This is a genomic window from Longispora sp. NPDC051575 (assembly GCF_040681875.1).
In the GTDB taxonomy this organism is placed as follows: domain Bacteria; phylum Actinomycetota; class Actinomycetes; order Mycobacteriales; family Micromonosporaceae; genus Longispora.
On record NZ_JBFAZP010000016.1, the window covers coordinates 20,140 to 39,372 of the forward strand.

The 19,233-nt window shown below is 67.4% G+C and carries 17 protein-coding genes; 12 read left to right on the plus strand and 5 right to left on the minus strand.

All coding sequences use genetic code 11. The features are described 5' to 3' along the window. The first annotated feature begins 163 nt into the window (after positions 1-163). Positions 164-1,162, plus strand: a complete 999-nt coding sequence (locus tag AB0M43_RS36285) for a hypothetical protein (protein ID WP_363731616.1) — start codon at positions 164-166, stop codon at positions 1,160-1,162. A 95-nt stretch (positions 1,163-1,257) separates the two neighbouring features. Beyond that, positions 1,258-2,076 carry a hypothetical protein gene (locus AB0M43_RS36290; RefSeq protein ID WP_363731617.1) on the plus strand — a complete coding sequence of 273 codons (819 nt, stop codon included), beginning with the start codon at positions 1,258-1,260 and terminating at the stop codon, positions 2,074-2,076. Positions 2,077-2,096: 20 nt separating this feature from the next. On the opposite strand, the gene AB0M43_RS36295 is transcribed toward AB0M43_RS36290, so the two are convergent. Further along, the gene (locus AB0M43_RS36295; protein WP_363731620.1) at positions 2,097-3,086 is read right to left on the minus strand and encodes a hypothetical protein; all 990 of its coding nucleotides are present in this window, start codon (positions 3,084-3,086) and stop codon (positions 2,097-2,099) included. Between the two features lie 463 nt (positions 3,087-3,549). Here AB0M43_RS36295 and AB0M43_RS36300 point away from each other — a divergent pair, with 463 nt between their 5' ends. From AB0M43_RS36300 to AB0M43_RS36315, 4 genes are all read left to right on the plus strand, one after another. Continuing rightward, entirely contained in the window at positions 3,550-4,278 is a 729-nt protein-coding gene (locus tag AB0M43_RS36300; RefSeq protein WP_363731623.1) for an RNA ligase family protein, read from the plus strand. A 130-nt stretch (positions 4,279-4,408) separates the two neighbouring features. Next, on the plus strand, positions 4,409-5,431 hold the full coding sequence (locus AB0M43_RS36305) for a tyrosine-type recombinase/integrase (RefSeq protein WP_363731759.1): 1,023 nt from the start codon (positions 4,409-4,411) through the stop codon (positions 5,429-5,431). Continuing rightward, the gene (locus tag AB0M43_RS36310; RefSeq protein ID WP_363731626.1) at positions 5,428-5,760 is read left to right on the plus strand and encodes a helix-turn-helix transcriptional regulator; all 333 of its coding nucleotides are present in this window, start codon (positions 5,428-5,430) and stop codon (positions 5,758-5,760) included. Before AB0M43_RS36305 ends, AB0M43_RS36310 begins: the two co-directional genes overlap by 4 nt. Then, positions 5,757-8,285 carry a hypothetical protein gene (locus AB0M43_RS36315; protein ID WP_363731629.1) on the plus strand — a complete coding sequence of 843 codons (2,529 nt, stop codon included), beginning with the start codon at positions 5,757-5,759 and terminating at the stop codon, positions 8,283-8,285. Before AB0M43_RS36310 ends, AB0M43_RS36315 begins: the two co-directional genes overlap by 4 nt. Here the strand turns inward: AB0M43_RS36315 and AB0M43_RS36320 are convergent. Beyond that, a complete protein-coding gene (locus AB0M43_RS36320) occupies positions 8,257-8,445 on the minus strand; it encodes a hypothetical protein (protein WP_363731632.1) in 189 nt (62 codons plus the stop codon). The genes AB0M43_RS36315 and AB0M43_RS36320 overlap by 29 nt on opposite strands. Positions 8,446-8,584: 139 nt before the next feature. On the opposite strand from AB0M43_RS36320, the gene AB0M43_RS36325 reads away from it, so the two are divergent. The 3 genes from AB0M43_RS36325 to AB0M43_RS36335 all read left to right on the plus strand — a co-directional run bounded on the left by AB0M43_RS36325 (position 8,585) and on the right by AB0M43_RS36335 (position 13,846). Next, positions 8,585-12,976, plus strand: a complete 4,392-nt coding sequence (locus tag AB0M43_RS36325) for an amino acid adenylation domain-containing protein (protein WP_363731634.1) — start codon at positions 8,585-8,587, stop codon at positions 12,974-12,976. A 10-nt stretch (positions 12,977-12,986) separates the two neighbouring features. Then, on the plus strand, positions 12,987-13,220 hold the full coding sequence (locus AB0M43_RS36330) for a hypothetical protein (protein WP_363731637.1): 234 nt from the start codon (positions 12,987-12,989) through the stop codon (positions 13,218-13,220). A gap of 443 nt (positions 13,221-13,663) precedes the next feature. Next, positions 13,664-13,846 (plus strand): hypothetical protein, encoded by a 183-nt coding sequence (locus tag AB0M43_RS36335; protein ID WP_363731638.1) that lies wholly within the window; start codon positions 13,664-13,666, stop codon positions 13,844-13,846. Between the two features lie 48 nt (positions 13,847-13,894). Here AB0M43_RS36335 and AB0M43_RS36340 read toward each other — a convergent pair whose 3' ends face one another. Continuing rightward, positions 13,895-14,128 (minus strand): hypothetical protein, encoded by a 234-nt coding sequence (locus AB0M43_RS36340; RefSeq protein WP_363731641.1) that lies wholly within the window; start codon positions 14,126-14,128, stop codon positions 13,895-13,897. Between the two features lie 690 nt (positions 14,129-14,818). Between AB0M43_RS36340 and AB0M43_RS36345 the strand changes: the two genes are divergently transcribed. After that, positions 14,819-15,100, plus strand: coding sequence for a hypothetical protein (locus AB0M43_RS36345; protein WP_363731644.1), 282 nt, complete (start codon positions 14,819-14,821; stop codon positions 15,098-15,100). Between the two features lie 156 nt (positions 15,101-15,256). Here AB0M43_RS36345 and AB0M43_RS36350 read toward each other — a convergent pair whose 3' ends face one another. Beyond that, on the minus strand, positions 15,257-15,571 hold the full coding sequence (locus AB0M43_RS36350) for a DUF1573 domain-containing protein (protein ID WP_363731646.1): 315 nt from the start codon (positions 15,569-15,571) through the stop codon (positions 15,257-15,259). 395 nt (positions 15,572-15,966) lie between these two features. Here AB0M43_RS36350 and AB0M43_RS36355 point away from each other — a divergent pair, with 395 nt between their 5' ends. Beyond that, positions 15,967-16,317, plus strand: a complete 351-nt coding sequence (locus tag AB0M43_RS36355; RefSeq protein WP_363731649.1) for a peptidase inhibitor family I36 protein — start codon at positions 15,967-15,969, stop codon at positions 16,315-16,317. Between the two features lie 245 nt (positions 16,318-16,562). Further along, complete coding sequence (locus AB0M43_RS36360; RefSeq protein WP_363731761.1) at positions 16,563-16,607, plus strand: hypothetical protein; 45 nt, start codon at positions 16,563-16,565, stop codon at positions 16,605-16,607. Between the two features lie 625 nt (positions 16,608-17,232). On the opposite strand, the gene AB0M43_RS36365 is transcribed toward AB0M43_RS36360, so the two are convergent. Then, positions 17,233-18,984: a hypothetical protein gene (locus AB0M43_RS36365; RefSeq protein WP_363731651.1), complete on the minus strand. Its 1,752-nt coding sequence runs from the start codon at positions 18,982-18,984 to the stop codon at positions 17,233-17,235. Positions 18,985-19,233 lie beyond the last annotated feature (249 nt).

A 19,233-nucleotide genomic window follows, 5' to 3' on the forward strand; every position in this document is an offset into this window, starting at 1 on the left:
GGCCTCGCCCGGGAACGTCGTCGTTGCCCGCCGCAGCAAGCGATGCCGCTGATCTTCGCCGGAATTAGGACGTCCTGGCGGTGGGTCCGGATCCGCCGGGCCGACGGCAGAGCCAGCTTGACTCTGTAGGTAGCTTCGGATCCACACGACACGGGGAGTATCGATGAAGCTGACGAAGGTGTTGGTGGTGGCCTGCTTGCTACTGACTGCCTGCGGAACCCACGAGGACAGCAACCCACCCGCTGGCGGTACGGCCTCCACACCCCAGCCGGGAGGCAGGTCCGGCTTCCCCTCGGGGCTGGTGGTGCTCGGAGACCCACAGGGCAGCCCCTCATCGGCAACGATGGTCACCGAGCTGCGGGTGCACCATCCGGCGACCGGAATCACGCTCGCGACCTACACTCTGCCCGGCGTGATGTCGAAGCTGAGCAGAGAGCAATTCTCCGCCGACTTCCGGTCGCTGGTGTGGGTCGACTGCCAGCTGCACTTGGCGCGCCTGAACGGCACCGCCTACGTTGAGGTCGCGTCTTGGAAGCCGGCGGTGTCGTTCACCAGCGGCGCGCCCTGCTTCTACACCCCGCGCTTCGACCCCGCAGACGGCCAGATCAAGGCCATCGGAGGAGCGCCAGGGCCCGACAGCGACAGCAGCCTGTTCGCCTTCGACCCGGCTCACGCCGAACAGGCCCCGCGAGACCTCGGGATCAAAGCCCGCGGCTTGGACAACCACGGCCGGCAAGTCCGAGCGACCAACAGCTGGACGGTCTCGGGCGCGCCCGACGACACCGTCACCCTGCGAGTCAGTGACGATGCCCTGATCTCGGGAACCGTGCTCGGATTCCACGGCTACCACTACACCTGCGACCAGAGCCTCAGCCCTACCACCCTGCTGTGCCTGAGCGGCGAGAAGAACGCCCAAGCCGGCTCCGTGGCCGTGCTGACCGCCGACCGTCAAGCCAACACCATCACGCTGCGTCAGGTCGCGCCAGTCACCGACGCCAGGGTGTCCGGCGCCGTGGTCGCTCCCGATGGACGGCAGGTCATGCTGCACACAAGTACTGGCTGGTACGTCCTGCCCGTGGACGGGTCCGGCGCGCCGAGTCTGGCGTTCCAAGAGGTTGACCGGCGACCGATCGGCACAGTCGAAGTGCAGTTTTGGTCATGACTCGGATGAGGCGGAGATTGGTTTGGCGTGCCGCGAAGCCATCACGGCTAGGCGTTTGACGCTCCTGCCATCCGACACGGAACTACCATCAAGGGGTGAACATTTCACCTGAATGGCGGGCGCGAGCTGACCGAATGTTCGAGGCCATTCAGAAGTGGTCGGACATGATGAAAGTCGATCCCCCAACGGCCATCGCTGGAAGTGAACTAGCCACGGATGACAAAATGTTCCTGCCGATGCCCACATCGGTGGTGACTTGGGCTGGCGTCTTACACGCGGTCGAACATCTCGACGCGTTCGTCAAGTTCTTCACGACATCACAAATCGCGTACCCGACGGCCTATTACTCCTTGTTGCGTTCCGCGTTGATTGGCGGAGCGTCAGCGTTGTGGGTTATCGGGCCAGACGATCCGCTGCTACGCCAGCGGCGAGCACTGACGATCGCCGTCGACGACCTGAGGCACCAGCGGAAGTCGGGGAAACCTGCCCGTGAATTCGCTGAAGACGCGACCATCGACCGCCAGATGGAACTCATAGACAAACGCCTTGCTGAGGCAATAGAGGCGGCAGAACGAGCAGGCATGGAAAACGCGGCCAAAGCCGACAGGTGGCAATTGCAGACAACAGACATCATCGAAGCTGCTGCCGGCTACTTGCCGAAGGAAAGTGCGATCAAGATGTCGGCCGCAGCACTGCTTCTTTGGCATACCCAAAGCCAAATCGCTCACAGTGCCCCATCTGCGAGGCTCCAGTCGGTGAACAGGGACTCGTACTATCGTGCGGCAGATGGGACGCTCGTCGGGCGCAGTGTGCTTGACCTTGATACGCTACTGCTGGCCTTGAGTGCTGCAGTGCTGTATGTCAATCAAGCTATTACTCTGTTCCGCCAACGTGCCGGAGTGAACGCTTCATGAATTGCCACTCCTGATCTGACTCATTTACCAGCGGAGGGGTCGGCTGGCTCGAAGTACCCGACGATGTAGTTAGGTTCCCGCAGTCCCCGCAGGATCTGCTGGTGCTCGGACCACACGCGTTGGACCATGTCCTCGACCGAGGCGAGGTCGGTGTAGACGGAAGGCTCCCAGGGGCGCCCGTCTGGATAGAAGATGCCAGCTCTCGCCTGCGGAAGGCAGAATCCGATCGCACGGCGGTTCTCGGGAGCGCCGATGAGGGTGTACCGGCGGTGCTGCATCAGGTCGGCGCTGTGCGCGGCAAGGTGCAGGTGCCCGTCTGGTTGGAGCTGGGCCTGGGCGGGCAACCAGTCGGGGAGGGTCTGCTGAGTGTGCTCGGCGTAGCGAAATCCCGACGGGGTGGTGATGATCTCGGTCAGGTAGCCGCCGATGGTCCGGTCAAACTCGGCCTCCTCCTGGCCGGTGAGCTGTCGCAGGGCCTCGCGCTGTTCCGCCGAGCGCTTGGTGGAGCCGTCGTCGATGTTGATCCACCACTGGACGGCCATCCGCAGTGCCTGAGCTTCATCGACAGCGGCGCTGGCAGGATGCAGGTGGTGCTGCTGCCACTGCAGGTACAGCTCATGTGACTGCAGGTCTCCGATCTCTAGGCGCCCGGGCAAGGTCACCGGGACCGCGATGCCCTCCCGGATGCGCCAGAGAGTCGGACATGGCACCAGGGTGGCGGCGATGAAGGTCTCGCCGAAGCGATCACTCCGGCCCCGGAGTGTCTCCACGGTTTGGGCGATGTCCTCGGGGCTGCTGTAGACAGCCTCGTACAGAGGGGTCAGGTCAGCCGCCATGCGACCGGCGAAACCCACGGCGAGAGTCGGAGAGACGATCGACAACTTCAGCGTCGGACGGCGCAGCAGCTCGTGCCTTGTCCGCTTGTCGTCGACGGGGTTGTCGTAGCTGAGCTGCGTGTCGGCGACCATAGTGATCAGGTTGTCGTGGATGGAGCCGATCACGATCGTCACAACTGCTCCTGTCCGTTGCCAGTTCAACGCTTCCCGCGTGGGCTGCGGGCGCCTTCGCCGAGCAACGGTCCAGCGGCGTGCTAGCCGAGCTCTCGGCCCGGTCGCCGTCGCCGTGCTCGTCAACGGCTAGGTGCTCCCCGTCGTCGTGGGCCCACACAAGGTCCATTGCGATAACTGTGCCACGAACTCGAATCCGACCTCGTGCGTCGCCAGGCAGAGGCCGAAGCCTGAGGATGGCTCGGCGAACTCGAGGGCCTGGCCGTGACGCTGCGGTTCCTCACCGACAAACGCGCCCCAGGCCCAGCGCCTGCGCACCCCCACCACCGTCAACCTGGGCATGCCCACCCGGGCCGCCCCAGTCTGACGCCTGGTACCGAGGACCTGGCCTGTTCCCCGGACACCGGACCATGAACCGGGTCATGATCGCCAGATGAGTCCACGGCTGCCGCCCACGGTCTCGCCGATGCTGGCGACCCTCGGCCCGATGCCCACCGGCGACGAGTGGGCGTTCGAGTTCAAGTGGGACGGCGTCCGCGCGGTCGTGTCCTGCGCGGGCGACGCGGTGCGCGCGGTGTCGCGCAACGGCAACGACCTGACCGCCAGCTTCCCGGAACTGCGCAAACTCCCGGTCCAGCTGGCCGGCCGCCGTGTGGTTCTCGACGGCGAGCTCGTCGCGCTCGACGAGCACGGGGTCACCTCGTTCTCCATGCTGCAACGCAGGGTCCACGTCCGCTCCCCGACCGCGAGCCTCCTTGCGGACGTGCCGGTGCACTTCTTCGCCTTCGACATCATCTACCTCGACGAAGCCTCGACCGTCACCTGGCCCTATGCCCGCAGACGCGAAGCGCTGCAAGACCTTGAATTGGGTGGCGGGCCGATGTCGGTGCCGCCCTGGTTCTCCGGCCCCGGCCGTGCCCTGCTGGACGTGGCAGCTGACCGCGGCATGGAAGGGGTGGTCGCGAAGAAGGCCACCTCGACCTACCAGGCGGGACGCCGATCACGCGATTGGATCAAGGTGCCGCTCAACGCCACCCAGGAAGTGATCGTGATCGGGTGGCGCTTCTGCGAAGAATTGCATCAGATGCATGATCAGTATCACTGCACCGCTCGCGCGCGTGCCTCCACCGTACATGAAGGAGGTGTCCATCGGGGACGCCTTGACCTGCACGGTTGCCACGGAACACGCATCTGATGCATGATTCTCCCGTCTGATGACGGGAGGCTGTGTGCCGGGTCGAAGCGACGAACCAGTGGGGTCAGCTCGGCTGGAGCTGGTCGCCGGTGTGGCTCTGCTTCGTGCTGAGGATGCTGTGGTGGCGGCGATGTTGCGGGGCTGGGAGGCTCAGCAGATCGGCGGCCGTGGTCTGCGACGGGCGACGGTGAACGACCGGGTGGGCGTGATTCGCCGGTTTCTGTCGTACACGAATGAGTACCCGTGGAACTGGATGCCGGCCCATCTCGACGAGTGGATGGTCGATCTGGTGTCCGCGCGCGGTCGCGCGAAGTCCACGATCCGCACCTACCAGGACGCGGTGAGATCGTTTTGCGACTACCTGATTCGGCCGGAGTACCACTGGGCTGCGGAGTGCGAGAAGCGGTTCGGGACCCATCCGGTGCAGATCTGCTTCGAGTGGAACACCCTCGCACACCTCAGCGACTATGAGGGCCACCCGGACCGGCGCCCGTTGACACGCGCGGAGTTGCAGCGGTTCTTCGACTACGCCGACGACCAGGTGGAGGCCGCGCTGCGGCAAGGCCGCAAGGGAGCCCTCACCGCCTATCGCGACGCGACGATGTTCAAGGTCATCTACGCCTACGGGTTGCGTGCGACGGAGGCGTCGAAGTTGGATGTGACCGACTGGTACCGCAATGCGAAGGCCCCGCAGTTGGGGCGTTACGGCAAGCTGGAGGTTCGGTGGGGCAAGGCATCCAGGGGGAGTCCTCCGAGGCGGCGGACGACGCATACGGTCATGCCGTGGATCGTCGACGTGGTTGATGACTACCTGACGAACATCCGTCCCCGCTACGGGTTTCGCGGTCAGCCCGCGATGTGGGTGACCGAGCGCGGCGGGCGGGTGTCGCCCCGGCACATCGAGGCGCGGTTCGCCGAGTACCGCACGGCCCTGGAGCTACCCGACACTCTCGTCCCGCATTGCCTGCGCCATAGTCATGTCACCCACCAGATCGAGGACGGGGTGGACGCGACGTTCGTTCAGCTTCAGGTCGGTCACCGATTCGCGTCGACGACGGCGATGTACACGGGCGTGAGCGGAGACTTCATGAACACGATGATGGTCAGAGCCCTGGGAAAGGCGTTCGTGACCGACGATGGGGAGGCCCCGTGAGCGCCAAACTTGACTACCGGTGGAACCTGCGGGACCTGATGGCGCGCAACGGCATGTTCCAGACCACCCATCTGCGACCGAAACTCGCCGAGCGCGGAATCGACCTGTCGGACAGCCAGGTATACAGGCTGGTGGTCGACAAGCCTGAGCGGTTGAGCTTGAAGATCTTGATGGCGCTTCTGGACATCCTCGGCTGTGGGATGGACGAACTCATCGAACCGGTGGCTGTCGGCGGGACACGGCGCAAGGCTGCCGGTCAAACGGCCGATGACGCGGGTGTCGGCGCGTTTCGGCCCAAGCGCGCGAGAATCGTCTCTGATCCGCGGTGACCGGCCATGATGGCGGACCACGTCACCTGAGCGACCCGGTAGCGGTCATCATCGAGATCGTCGCCCGGGTAGAGCCTGGTTTGGATCCGTCCATCATCGGTGAGGCGGTGGGCGAGGTTGCCTCGACCCGCACGGGGCGGCGGGGGTTGGCGCAAGCCTTGGAGGGTTCTCCTGGGCTGCTCGTCTCCGGCAGGACTGACGGTCCGCCCCTGGTCGACCGGTTGATCCGCCTGCTCCGGGAGCATGGCGCGGTGAACGTCGCACAGCCCTGCTGTGGCTCCTGCGGCCGGCCCGCTCGACGGATGACGACGCGCGACGAGTGGGGTCTGCGCATCTGTGGCAGCTGCGACAGCCGTGCGAAGGGCCTGTTCGCGCCGCGACCGTGCGCCGTCTGCGGCCGGGTCTTGGTTCCCAGGGCCTATGACCGCCAGGGGCTTGCGCGGTGCGAGTTGTGTCCGCCGGATCCTGGCGTGGACCACCTGGAGGTGATCTGCGACCACGTCGCGGCCGTCAACGCGCGAGCGGATCGAACATTGTTGCGGGAGTTGATAGCTTCGACGATTCGTCAGGCTGCCCAGCGCCGCCAGGTGGCGTGGAGCCTGCAAGACAGGCCCGACCTGTTGACCGGCGCCGCGTGGGAGGGTTCCCCGGCCGTCCGGCGGCTGGTGAAGTCCCTGACTGACCAAGGTGTCGAAGGCGTGGTGCCCGTCTGCTGCCCGTCGTGCGGAAAAGCGCGGCAGCTCGTGTCATATCTGGAGGGCAAGCCGTGCTGCGGTACGTGCTCTCAGCGCGCCCGCGCCGCGTTGTGCGTGCGGTGCGGGCAGTTGAAGCAGGTCACAGCGCGGAACGCCGATGGTGGCGCGGTGTGTGCGGGGTGCTGGCGTGAAGAGGCGTTCAACAAGGCGGAATGTTCAGGCTGTGGAGTTTTCAGCGCGATCGTCAGTCACCGCGACGGCGCCATGCTCTGCCGCAGATGCGAGCGCCCACCCGTGGCGATCTGTTCGACCTGCGGCGAACTCAAACCGTGCCACAGCGCCTCGACGCCAGCACCACAATGCGGGAACTGCTCCCGCCAGGCCCGGGTCGCCCAGTGCGGACGATGCGGCAACCTCCGCCCGATCGGAGGGCGTGACAGCGAGGGACAGCCGCTGTGCGGTTGGTGCGCCGCCCGGCGGGAACCCTGCTGCCGGTGCGGGCGGACACGACCGGTCAATGGCCGCATCGGCGACGGAGCGCTGTGCTGGACGTGCATCAAGACCGAGCCGGCCTTCTACCGGGCCTGCGGTGTGTGCGGAGACATCGCCCGCCTGCACCGCGACGGACGCTGCGAACGCTGCGCCGCCCCGACCGTCCTCGACGCCGCGCTCACCGGTTCCGGCGGCACCGTGCGTCGCGAACTCGAACCGATCAGGGACGCCCTGGCGACATCTCACCCCGCCACGTTGCTGAACTGGCTTCACCGCCCCTCCACCAGAGCGTTGCTGGACCAGTTGGCCCGCGCCGACGGACCGGTCACTCACCAGACCATCGACCAGCTCAGCCCGGCGGGGCCCGCCCGCCACCTTCGTCAGGTCCTGATCGCACAAGGCGTCCTACCGGCCCGTGATCGGCAACTGAACCTCCTCGAGCGCTGGCTCGCGGACACACTTGCCCAGGTTGACGACGCCGATGAGCAGCGACTCCTGCGCAGCTACCTGGCATGGACGCACCTGCGGCGGCTGCGCAATGCCACCGGCCCCACGACGCCCTTCATGGCGGCCAGCATCCGCGACGAGGTCAAAAGCGTCCTCAAACTGCTGGGTTGGCTGCGTGGCCGAGGCCAGGACCTGCGCGGCTGCACGCAGGCCGATCTCGATGATTGGTGCATGCAGGCCGGCCGCATGCCGCGCCGGGCCCGGCAGTTCATAGCCTGGTGCGGCAAGAACGGACACACCCGTCAACTCGCCATCGCCCCTCCACGTCCGTCGGCCAGCCCCACGGCGTTCGATGACGAGGACACTCGTTGGCAGTTGGCACGGCGTCTGCTGCACGACGATGCGATCACGACCCCCGACCGGACCGCCGGTCTGCTGGTCCTGCTCTACGGTCAGACCGTCAGCCGCATCGTCGGGCTCACCACCGACCACGTCACCCAGGCCGACGGACAGGTCCGACTGCGACTGGGGCCCACACCCATGACCATCCCAGGCCCCCTCGACCATATGCTCCTGCGACTGGCCGCCACCCGCCGTGGGAAGGCAGCCCTCGGGCACACCGACAACCACCCGTGGCTGTTCCCCGGAGGTCTCCCCGGCCAACCAATACATCCCCTGGCGATGGGCAACAGGCTCAGAGCCCTCGGCATCCCCGCCCGGATCGCACGCAACACCGCCTTGATGGAAAACGCCGCCACACTGCCCGCCAAGGTCATCAGCGACCTCCTCGGCCTGTCAGTCTCCGGCGCCGTGCGATGGACCAAGATCGCCGGTGCGAGCGCAGATGAATACGCAGCCGAGGTCACGCGACGCGACCCCACCGCCCGGTGACGCGGGAGCTTGATCCTCCATGATCACAGCCAACGCAGACAAGGCAGATCTTTGCTCCGATGACGCCGTTGCGGTCGGGTTTGACCTTGTCCACGCCTATGCCCCAGGCCAGGGAGCCCGCGACGGAGATCGCGCCGTACGTGGCGAGGATGCGCCCCACGTTGCGGTCGATGTACAGCGCTCGACCACCTGGAGATGACGGACGAGCCCGGGTTCCGGTCCGACAGGCATGATTTATGGGGCCGGTTGCCGGTCACGCGTCCACGGAGCTGTACGAAGCACCTGTTTATTATGTTTTGGTGGATTTAGACAAGAACGCGCTGTTGATTGGTGATGGTGCGCTGCTGGTGGAGTGCGCGAAGGGCGCGTTGGCGCGCGGGCTGCGCATTGTCGCGGTGGCGACGTCGAGCCCGATCGCTCGGGACTGGGCTGCGGGGCATGGGATCCCGGTGGCCGCCCACCCTGCTGAGCTGCCGGCGTTGTTGGCCGGGGAGCACGTCGACTTCTTGTTCAGTGTGGTGAGTCTGTGGATGTTGCCGCCCGAGGTGCTGGCCCTGCCGCAGCGGTGCGCGGTCAATTTCCATGACGGGCCGCTGCCTGCCGACGCGGGTGTTCACGCGCCGGTGTGGGCGTTGTGGCGTGGCGCGGGGCGCCATGGCGTGACCTGGCATCTGATGACCGCCGGCGCGGACCGGGGTGACATTGTGGCGCGGCGCGAGTTCGGTCTCGGGCCGGATGAGACGAGCCTGGATCTGAACCTGCGCTGCTTCGACGCGGGCCTCGAATTGTTCGGACCGATGCTCGACGGCTTGATCGCCGGTACCAGTCGAGCGGTTCCGCAGGATTTCACCGGCCGGACCTACCATGGCCGGTGGGAACGGCCGGTCCTGGTCTATGACCGGTCCTGGTCGGCCAAGCAACTGGTGCGGGCGGTGCGGGCGACGCGGTTCGGCGCGCATCCGAACACGTTCGGGCTGGTCCAGATGCAGTTCGCGGGCCGGATACGGCCGGTCCGCGACGCCGCGATCACCGGCATTTGGTCGACCCGGCCGGCTGGCAGCGTCGTGGAACTCGACGACGACGGCCTGACCCTGGCCACCACGACAATGGACGTCCGCCTGACGATGACCACCGTCGGGCTGGCACTCGATGACCGTGCCGATGAGGTTTCGTCCGAGCGGGCCGCGACCCTGATGACCGGGTACGTGCGTGCGCTTCGCGGCGAGTCCGCCTGGGTCTCCCGCCTGGCCGACCTGCACCCGGCAGCACTCCCGGCCCGCGACGAGGCGGGCGGCTTCTCGCCCGCGCCGAGGTGGATGGTGCCGGGCGACAGGGAAGCACTCCTGGCCGCGGTGCTGGCGTTCTGCGCCCGCGTGACCGGCCAGACGGCCCTCGATGTGGGGTTGCGCGGATACGTGCAGGCCGGGGAGGTGCTCGCGGCCACGGTGCCGATCCGGGTCCCGGAGCTGGCCGGCAGTTTCGCGACGTTCAGCGCCCGCGTCCGCGGCGGGTTGCGTGAACTCGAGGAGCGGGGCGGTTTCCTACCCGACATCTTCGACCGCTACCCACAGCTCATACAGCGCGAGCTGCCCATCGTCGTGGACCTGACCCCAGGCGCCGCCAGCACCGCTACGAAGTCGGGTCCGGCTGTGCGGATCACGGCGGAGGGTTGTTGGTGGCCGCAGCGCTGGCTGGCCGACAGTTTCGACGCGTTCGCCGCCGACCTCGCCGCGGGTGTGTCCCCTGACGCGGCGGACCTGCTGTCACCGCACGACCGGCGGCTCCTGGATGACCTCAACGCCACCGACACCGACGTGCCGCTGCACCGCCGGGCCGATGAGCTGTTCGCCGACCGCGCCGCGAGCCGGCCGGCCGCCGTCGCGGTCCGGTCCGCCGGCGAGATCATGACGTACGCCGACCTCGATCACCGGGTTAACCAGCTCGCCGGTTGCCTCGCCGGGTGCGGCGTCGGCCCGGGCAGCGTGGTCGGTGTGCTGCTGCCACGCGGGTCGGACCTGGTCGCCGCGCTCCTGGCGGTGATGCGCTCCGGCGCCACGTACGTGCCGCTGGACCCGCTCTACCCGGCCGACCGGATCACCGACGCGCTCGCCGACTCCGGAGCCGCGCTACTGGTTACCCACCGCGCGCTGCGGGTCGGCGACACCCCGGTCCTGTGTCTGGATGAACCGTTGCCGCCCGGCCACCCACCGACCGGGCGGGCCGGTGACCTCGCCTACGTGATCTACACGTCCGGCTCGACCGGGCGGCCCAAAGGCGTGCGGGTCACCCACCGGGGTCTGACGAACCTGCTGTGCGCCATGGCGCGGGTCCCGGGCTTCACCTCAGCCGACACACTGTTGGCCGTCACCACGGTCTGCTTCGACATCGCGGCCTTGGAGCTGTTCCTGCCGCTGATCACCGGCGGCTGCCTTGAGATCGCCCCCGCCCAGGTCGCCGCCGACGGCCCGGCTCTGCGCGACCTGATCGAACAGGCCCGCCCCACCGTGCTGCAGGCGACCCCGGCGACGTGGAGGATGCTGGTCGCCGCCGACTGCCGGGCCGATGATCTGCGGGCGTGGTCCGGCGGCGAGGCCCTGCCCGGTGACCTGGCCGTGGAGCTGCTCGGCCGCCACGGCGAACTCTGGAACCTCTACGGCCCGACCGAGACCACGATCTGGTCCACCGTCGACCAAGTCACCGCCGAGGTGCCGGTCGCCATCGGCCGCCCGATCGCCAACACCAGCTGCCACATCCTCGACGAGCAACTCCGGCCCGTGCCGGTCGGCGTGCCCGGTGAGCTGTGCCTCGGCGGGGCCGGGGTCGCCGACGGCTACCACCGCCGGCCGGAACTCACCGCCGACCGGTTCCGTGACACCCCGTACGGCCGGCTCTACCGCACCGGCGACCGGGTCCGCCTCGACCACGACGGCCGACTGCGCTACCTCGAGCGCCTCGACCAGCAGATCAAACTGCACGGCTACCGCATCGAACCCGGCGAGATCGAAGCCGCCCTGCGAGCCCACCCGGGCGTGCGGGACGCGGCCGTGGTGTTACGCGGGCAACGCCTCCTCGGCTACCTGCAGCCCACAGGCGAGCGGCCCGCCGAGGCCGACATACGGCGGGCACTGAAAGCCCGGCTGCCGGAGTACATGCTGCCCAGCGCCCTGATCTGGCTCGACGCCCTACCCTTGACCCTCAACGGCAAAATCGACCGCAAAGCGCTCCCCGAGCCATCCTGCAGCAGCGAGCCCACGGTTGACGGTGTGCTCGCCACGATTCTGCGACACGCCACCGACCTGCTCGGCCAACCCATCCGGCCGGACACCCGACTCGCCGACGCGGGCCTGGACTCCCTCGCAGCCCTGGAACTCGGCCGCCGAATCTCGGCAAGCCTGGGCCTGGACCTGGCACCCACCGTCGCTCTGGCCCACCCCACCCCCGCCGACCTCGCCGCCCACATCGAGGGCACCGACACCGGCCCCATCGACCTGACCGCCGAAGTCCAACTCCCCACCGACATCACCCCCGCAGGGCCGCGGGCGGTGTTCCTGACCGGCGCGACCGGCTTCGTCGGCGCGTTCCTGCTGCACGCCCTGCTCGAGCGCACCGACGCGGTCGTGCACTGCCTCGTCCGCGCCACCGACGAACACGCCGGACACAAACGGCTCCGCGCCGTCTGGGAACGCTACCGCCTGGCCCACCCCGCCTTCGACGACCGGATCCGCATCGTCACCGGTGACCTGCGCCGACCACTGCTCGGCCTCACCGAGCCGGCCTTCGACGAACTCGCCGCCACCGTCGACGCCATCTACCACGCCGGCGCACAGGTCAACGCCGTACACACCTACCCGGCCCTACGTGCCGCCAACGTCGACGGCACCACACACATCCTGCGCATGGCCACCCGACACCACCCCAAGCCCGTACACCACGTCTCCACCAACGAGGTATTCGCCCACGACCCGACCAACCCCGCCCCTCGGAATCCCACCGACCCCACCGGCCCGCCCGCCCTGCTACACGGCGGCTACGCGCAGACCAAATGGGCCGCCGAAGCGCTCGTCCGACTCGCACACGACCGCGGCCTACCCACCCTCGTCTACCGGCTACCCCGGATCCTCGGCGACCGCGAACACGGCGCCTGCCAAAGCGACGACCTACTCTGGCGCGTGATCAAAGGCTCCATCCAGGCCCGCACCGCGCCCGCCGTCGACGCCGGTTTCGACGCCGTGCCCGTTGACCATGCCGTCGCGGCGATCGTCGACCTTTCCTTGACCACCGTCCCTGACGGCCGGGCTTTCCACCTCACCAACCCGCAACGCCTCAGTTTCACCGCCATCATCAACCACCTGCGCGACCTCGGCTACCAGCTCACCGAACTGCCGCTCACGGACTGGACCGCCACCATCCACGCCGACCCCACCAACGCCGCCGCCGCCGTCTGCGACGTGTTCGCCCACCACATCGCCGGCGACTGGTCCACCCTCACCCTCACCCCATCAGGACCACCCAGCCCACCCATCACCCCCGAACACCTCACCCGCCACATCCACTACTTCACCGACACCGGATACCTCCCAGCACCCCCAGTCACAGCAGGGCCGGGTTCACTGAACTCGGTCGACGAACCTTCGTTCCCCTGCGCCACCGGAAACGGGACGGTCATGTCCGTACCGAACCCCGCCCACTAATGGAGTGACGATGTCCGACAACACCAACCCAGTGAATCCCCCGGAAACGACGGAGGGATCCACCGACAACCTCGCCGCCGCCCAGGTGATCCACAACTACGCCATGCTCGCGCGCTCCCAGCCGGACACTCCCGCCGCCCCCGGGGTCGACGGCATCGCGCCTGCCTCAGGCCGCCTCCTGGGCCGGTACCGGCCCCAACACGCCGATCACCGGGGAACAACTGACCGCCGCCGTCGACGCTGACCAACTCGCCACCATCGCCGCCGACGCCCACATGACCCCGAAGCCCTCGCCGAGCACCTGGCAACCTCCCTTCCGCATTTCGTCGACGAGGCCACGCCCGCAGGCCAGCTTCCCACCATCGAGACGACTCCGCAGGCACTCAGATTCAGCGAGCCCCCGCTCTACGGGTACATCACCAACTGGTCCGAGTACGACGGCCGACTCAGTTCATAGGAGCCTCCGGCAGACGCTGCGACCTTGTGGACGGTGCGCACCCGGGGAACGCGGGATGCCGAGGGGACCGAAGCCGGACGGCAGGGCACGGGCTGCCTACGACCCGCGTGATGTCGGCGGGGTGAGATCGCTCCTGCGCACGGTCCGTGAAGGCGACCAGGGCGATCTGTTGCCGCAAGGTCGGCGGTGACATGATATCGAGGCACACCCGCCGGCAGAAAGATCATGTGATGACGAATCTCCCTGTTGCCGACGACGGTCAGTCCGCGGACTCTGTCGCCCCCGGCTCCGGCTCCACGGGCACAGCCAAGATGACATCGATCGACAAGTTGGATCTCGACGGTGCCGGAACCAACACCATCCAGATTTCCGCCAACGATGCCCTGAACCTCGACGAGACCGATCTGGCGTGACCGCAGCACCCAGCTGATGGTCAACGGAGGCGCCGGATCGGGTTCTCCTCACCGGGCCGGGCCGGGCTGTTCATACAGGACATGTGCGGCATCCCTGGGCTGCCGGCGGCGGCCGATCAGCTCGGTGCAGTGGTCGGTCACCCGGGCGAGGACCCTTTCCTCGAGCGGGGTGAACGGCTCGGCGGACGGGTCAGACGGAAACCAACTCAGCGGCGCGGTCAAGAGGCGGCCGATCAGGGCGACGCCGAGCTGGCCAACGCACAGTCGCCAGATCGCCGACATGTTCACAGTCCCCGCCGCGACCCTCTACGACTACCTGCAACCAGCCCACACCCGCATAGCGCCAATTTTCGCAGACGCGGGGCTGACGGACCGTAGCCGGTCGGCAGGTGAGCCGTCCACGCGGCAGGTTAGGGTCGAGCACAACTCCAGGCCCCTGGACGTCCTGCGGCAGAAAGACGTGCCGCCTCCACGGACGTGACCGGGCCGCGCCTTCGGAGCTGGCATATCTGAGCTGTTCAGCCGTCGCCGCTTCAAGCTGACGGGGCGCGGTGTGGTTCCACTTGGTGCTCAGCTATGGAAAGCTCGTACCTGTACCTGCTTCCCAACAGTTTCCAGGAGGCGGATGCAGCACCGGTTTGACCGACACCAGCGGCACGCCCGCAGCAGTCCGTCTACGTGCCGGACGGCCGGGTGATGGAGAGCAGGTCAGACCACCTGTTCCTGAGCCGACTATCTGAGGAGAGTACGACATGGGAGATCCAGCACCGGCGACAGACGCTCAACCCCCAGCCGCCCCTACGGAGGCTGACGCCCCAGCCCTGCCTCCGGATGCTGCCGCCCCGGCGGCGCCTGACGCCCCCGCCATCCCGGCGACGTCGGGCCAGTAGGCGCCCCTCTCCGAGGTCTGCACCGGCTCGTGAAACGGCGTCGGCCGGACCACTCACGGCACCGCAGTGAAGGTCCCGGCCCATGCGGTCCGGGACCTTCGGGGCGGACGGCGAGGCTGGTGCCGTGAGTGGTGGAGGACTTGCACTATCGGCAGAACAGGCCCTCACCGCGATCAAACAGCCCACCTCGCCGACCACAGGCCGGCCAGTACCGCGCGAACGCGCCCGCCTAGCCCATTGGCCGCAGCCCACCATCACCCGCGAGGTCTCATACCGCAACTGGACCCTCAACCGAGCAACCGGCGACCGCCGGCTGCGACACCCGTCGTGTATGGGCTGGGACCGCAAGCGTCCCGAGGAGTAGTTGCGGCTGACATGTAGATAGAACTGTCAGGGCCCTGCGTCGCCAGGCGCGACCGCCGGCCGCCCGCACCCCGAGCGGACCTCCTCCGAGGTTAAGAAGTCCAGGAACAGCCGGCAGCGCTGTGACCGATCTTGGCCGCACTGCTGGGGTCTGCTGTCAGCCTTGAACAACGTCACCCTTGACGTAGAGCGCTTTCAGTGGCGTGGATGCATTCGAATAGATCGTGACTGATTTGTTGAAAGGCACTGCCATGTCGGCGTCGCAGGTAACCGCGATACTGCCGCTCCCCCCGGGGAGCACGGGAGACGGCGAGTAGCTGGGGACCACGGAACCGGAACCACTTGCGACCTTGGAAATGATCAACGGCCCGTTACCGGTGTTCGTGAAGTGGAACTCCGCCCGCACCGGGCGGCCCTGTGGGATCCTGCCGAAGTCGTGCGTCACGGTGACGAACTCTATCTGTGCCGGCACTGTTTTCCCTCCCGCGTTGACTGTGACAACTCATCCTATAAACCACGCGGGATCCCCGCCCACCTCAGACACCGCGACCACGGACGTCGTCGACGCCCACCTGAGCAAAGCACGCCCCGCCACACCGTCTGACCTGCCGGCCCCGGGACCCAACTCGCACGTCGTCAGTGCGGCGTGACGTGAGTGAGTCCGGTCAGCAGGCCAGGTCCCGTAGGAGACTCGCCGGTGACCAACGGTCGGCCACGGTGCGCGGCGGGCGCGTTCGCGGAGCACCAGCCGGACGGGGAGGTGGCCCGCTCGATGGCGGCACGGGTGTGGCGAGGTGGGTGGCGGCGGGGCGGTCAACGGCTAAGATGAGCTGCCGTTTGCCCACTCCTAGGACAGGACTCCATGCCATGTCAGGTTTGCCCCTGGATTCGGTCTCGCTGTTCACGGACCGAGGCTTCACCGGGACACGCCAGGACCTTGTGCCTGGTCGCTACGATGTCGGCGCGTTGACGTTGGGCGACAACGCGTTGAGTTCGTTGCGTGTGCCGCAAGGCTGGTCGGTGACCGTGTTCTCTGACCCGGGTTTCGCGGGGACGAGCACGACGTTTCACGCGTCGGCCGAGTATGTGGGCGACGAGCTCAACGATCGAGTCTCCTCGGTGGAGGTACGCGACACGCCGGTCATCGTTCGTGTTGGTGGAGCTAGCAACGACGGCGGCGTGATCTTCCTCGAAAAGGTCTACAACACAGGTCGTTGATCTTCCTGCCCGTGGTCGGCTACCGGTGGGCGCGGCGCTAGCGTTGTGACCTGTCGAGTTGGGCCATGAGTCCCGGTTGGCTGCTCGGGCGGCGGCGCGTTCCTGGTCGCGTTCATCCAGTTGTGGCCGAAGCCGCCACTGCGGCTCCTGGCTGCGCGGCGGCGCCTGGCAGGTGCGTGTTCCCGCCAGGCCCCGTCCGAGGCCAGATCGCTGGCCGTGCGCGAGGCTGCTGGGCGCTTTAGACCTTGCCGAACCTGCTGGGTCTGGGCGCGTCGGCGTCGAGAAGGTAGCTGGCATCGGCCTGGTCGGCCCAATCGGCCACCTGCTTGCCGGGGTCGAAGACCAGGTGGCCGCTCGGGCAGGTGAGCGCGTCGACGTGGCAGGTCGGGGTCGAGCACAACTCCAGGCCGCTGGACGTTCTGCGGTAGAACGACGTGCCGTCACCGAACGGGTCCATGTAGTCGTTCGCCGGCTGGGAGAGCAACACCTTCTCCCAGCCGGAACGGCCCATCGCCCTGAGCTCGTCATGACTCGGGTGAAGCAATCCTGGATCGGACATGAGGACCTCTGTTCGCTCGGAACGCGCGGGGCAAAGCCGATTGCGCCTGTGCCCGACACCTGCCACGACGCAGACGAACCGAGCAGGCAAGTCGGCCATCCTCATCATCGCATCGAATGCTCCACCCAGAGCAAAACGGCCCAACGACCTCTTCGCCCTCACAATCGGACACGTCCAACAGGGCGAGGAGTACGGTCTGGAAACCAGCGCCCGCCGACGATGAAAGCGTCGTGCGGCGCGAGCTCGCTCAGCACCTCACTAGACGTGGACACGGGCAACCGTGTCCCCGCTGCGGCCGGATGTCCGACACGCGCGGCAGGCCCGCACGTGCGGGCCTGCCGCGTGGCGTGCGGGTGTCAGTAGACGGCGATGGTGGTGCAGTCGGGGACGGTGTGGTCCCAGGGGCTGTGTCGGTCGCCGTCCTTGAACAGGGCGGTGCCGTCGGTGGTCAGTACGCCGAGCCAGCCTCCGCTCAGGGCGATCTGTTCGGCGTCGCCGGGCACGTCGATGCGTTCCATGGGCTCCCCGTAGGCGTCGGTGACCCAGACCTCGCCGACGGAGTTGATCAGCGCGATGCGGTTATCGTCGATGGCGATGCGCCGCCCGTCGAGGGTCAGGTGCCGCCAGTCGGCGTGGATGCCACCGGCTTTGTACTGGCCCTTGCCGCCGGCGTGGATGACGGCGATGCGGTCGCCGTTCATCGCGAAGTCCACCACATCGGTGGCGACGGTCGTCCAGCCTGGAACCATAGGTGATATCGCCGCTATGAGCTTTCCGTCGGTGAGCAGGACGCCGGTGGCCTGGTTGGTGATGATCGCGCGCGCGGCGTTGGTGACTCCTGTCGGAAGCATCCCGAAATACTTAGGAGCGAAGTGCAGGCTGCCGTCGGCCATGACCGCGGCGGCGGTGCCATGGTGGAGGGCTATCTGCTTGACCTTCGTGCGGAGCGTCGCTCGGGTGCCGTTCAACACGAAGTCGTCACCGACATGGGCTGTGCCGTCGGCGGTGATGTGCGCACTACTGAACGCCGACAACGCGATCTGGGCCGCGTCCGGTGCGATGTTCTGGAAGCCGGCGGTGGCGCCCGGGATGTGCACGGCGAACGTGTTGTTGTGCTTCCTGATGACGCCGAGGCAGCGGGTGTGCAGGGTCAGCCACAGGCGCACCTTCCCGTCACTGTGGCCCCAGAACAGGTAGTCGCGGGTCCGTTTGTTCTTAGCGATGTCGACGGCGGCGGCACGGTCCCAGATGAACTCCCGCTGCTGGATGATGTCGTCGTCGTTGGTGAACATGCCAAACAGCCAGCCGACGAACGCCGCAGCCGCGGCGAACAACGCCGCCCCGCCCGCGCTGGGGTTGTCGGTCTCCGAAGCGATGGCCGCGGCGTCCAGGCAGTACTCGGCGACCCTCTGTGCGGCTGATTGGAGTTTGCCGAAGATCCCGCCGTTGTCACGTTCCCACGCCTCGATCTCCAACCCGAGGTGCTCGTGCACGAACCCGGAGGCCACCGCGCGGTGACCGAGGCCGTAAGTGTGGTAATCGGGCTCGACCCCTCCGAACTCCTCGGTGCGGAAAGCCTGCTTCTCGTTGTTGTCGGTGCCCCCGGCACCCACCCAGTAGATCTCGTCCTTGCCGGCCTCACCGGAGTCGTCTTCCATCTGGAACCTGTTCGCGCCGATCCACACGTACTGCGGGACCGCGCGGACGTCCGCCGGCACCGGCGGCCCGGTGAGCAGGGTGGCACCGCTGCCGTAGACCTGACACGCCCGCGTGAACGCCGGCGTGTCGACCACACCGTCCTCGCCCAGCTTGCTCACGTCGACGGTGCTCACGTTCGGCTGGGCCATCACGGAATCGGCGATCCCCACGCAGTAGGAGGCGAAGTCCGCCCGCGTGAACGACTCCGAGGACCCCAACCGCGCCGCGACCGGCGGCAATATGCCGGCCATGGAAGCATCCGTCCGCTGGCGGAACACCCGACCGTACTCGGCGACCTCGTCACTGTCGACGAAGACCCGAAACAGGCCGACCAGCCTCTCCTCAAGATCGGACAGCGGCTTCCCGTCGCCGGCCTTCGCGCACGCGTTGAGCGCCACCCCGACCAACACGTTCGCATCCGGGTTCAGGCGCAACCGACGCTCCAGCCTCGGACTGAGCCCCCGCCCTTCCAGCCGCTCACGCAGCCCCGCCACCCGATCCACACGCGTTGTCGTAAGCACAGATTGGACATCAGCAGTCATCGACCAGCCCCCTATTGCGAAAACGGCAACGAACCGCCACCGATGCTACCCAAAGGGGCACGTCCCGCACCTGCTCGTTGACCAAGTCGAATGAGATGACGCCACATCGACGCCTGA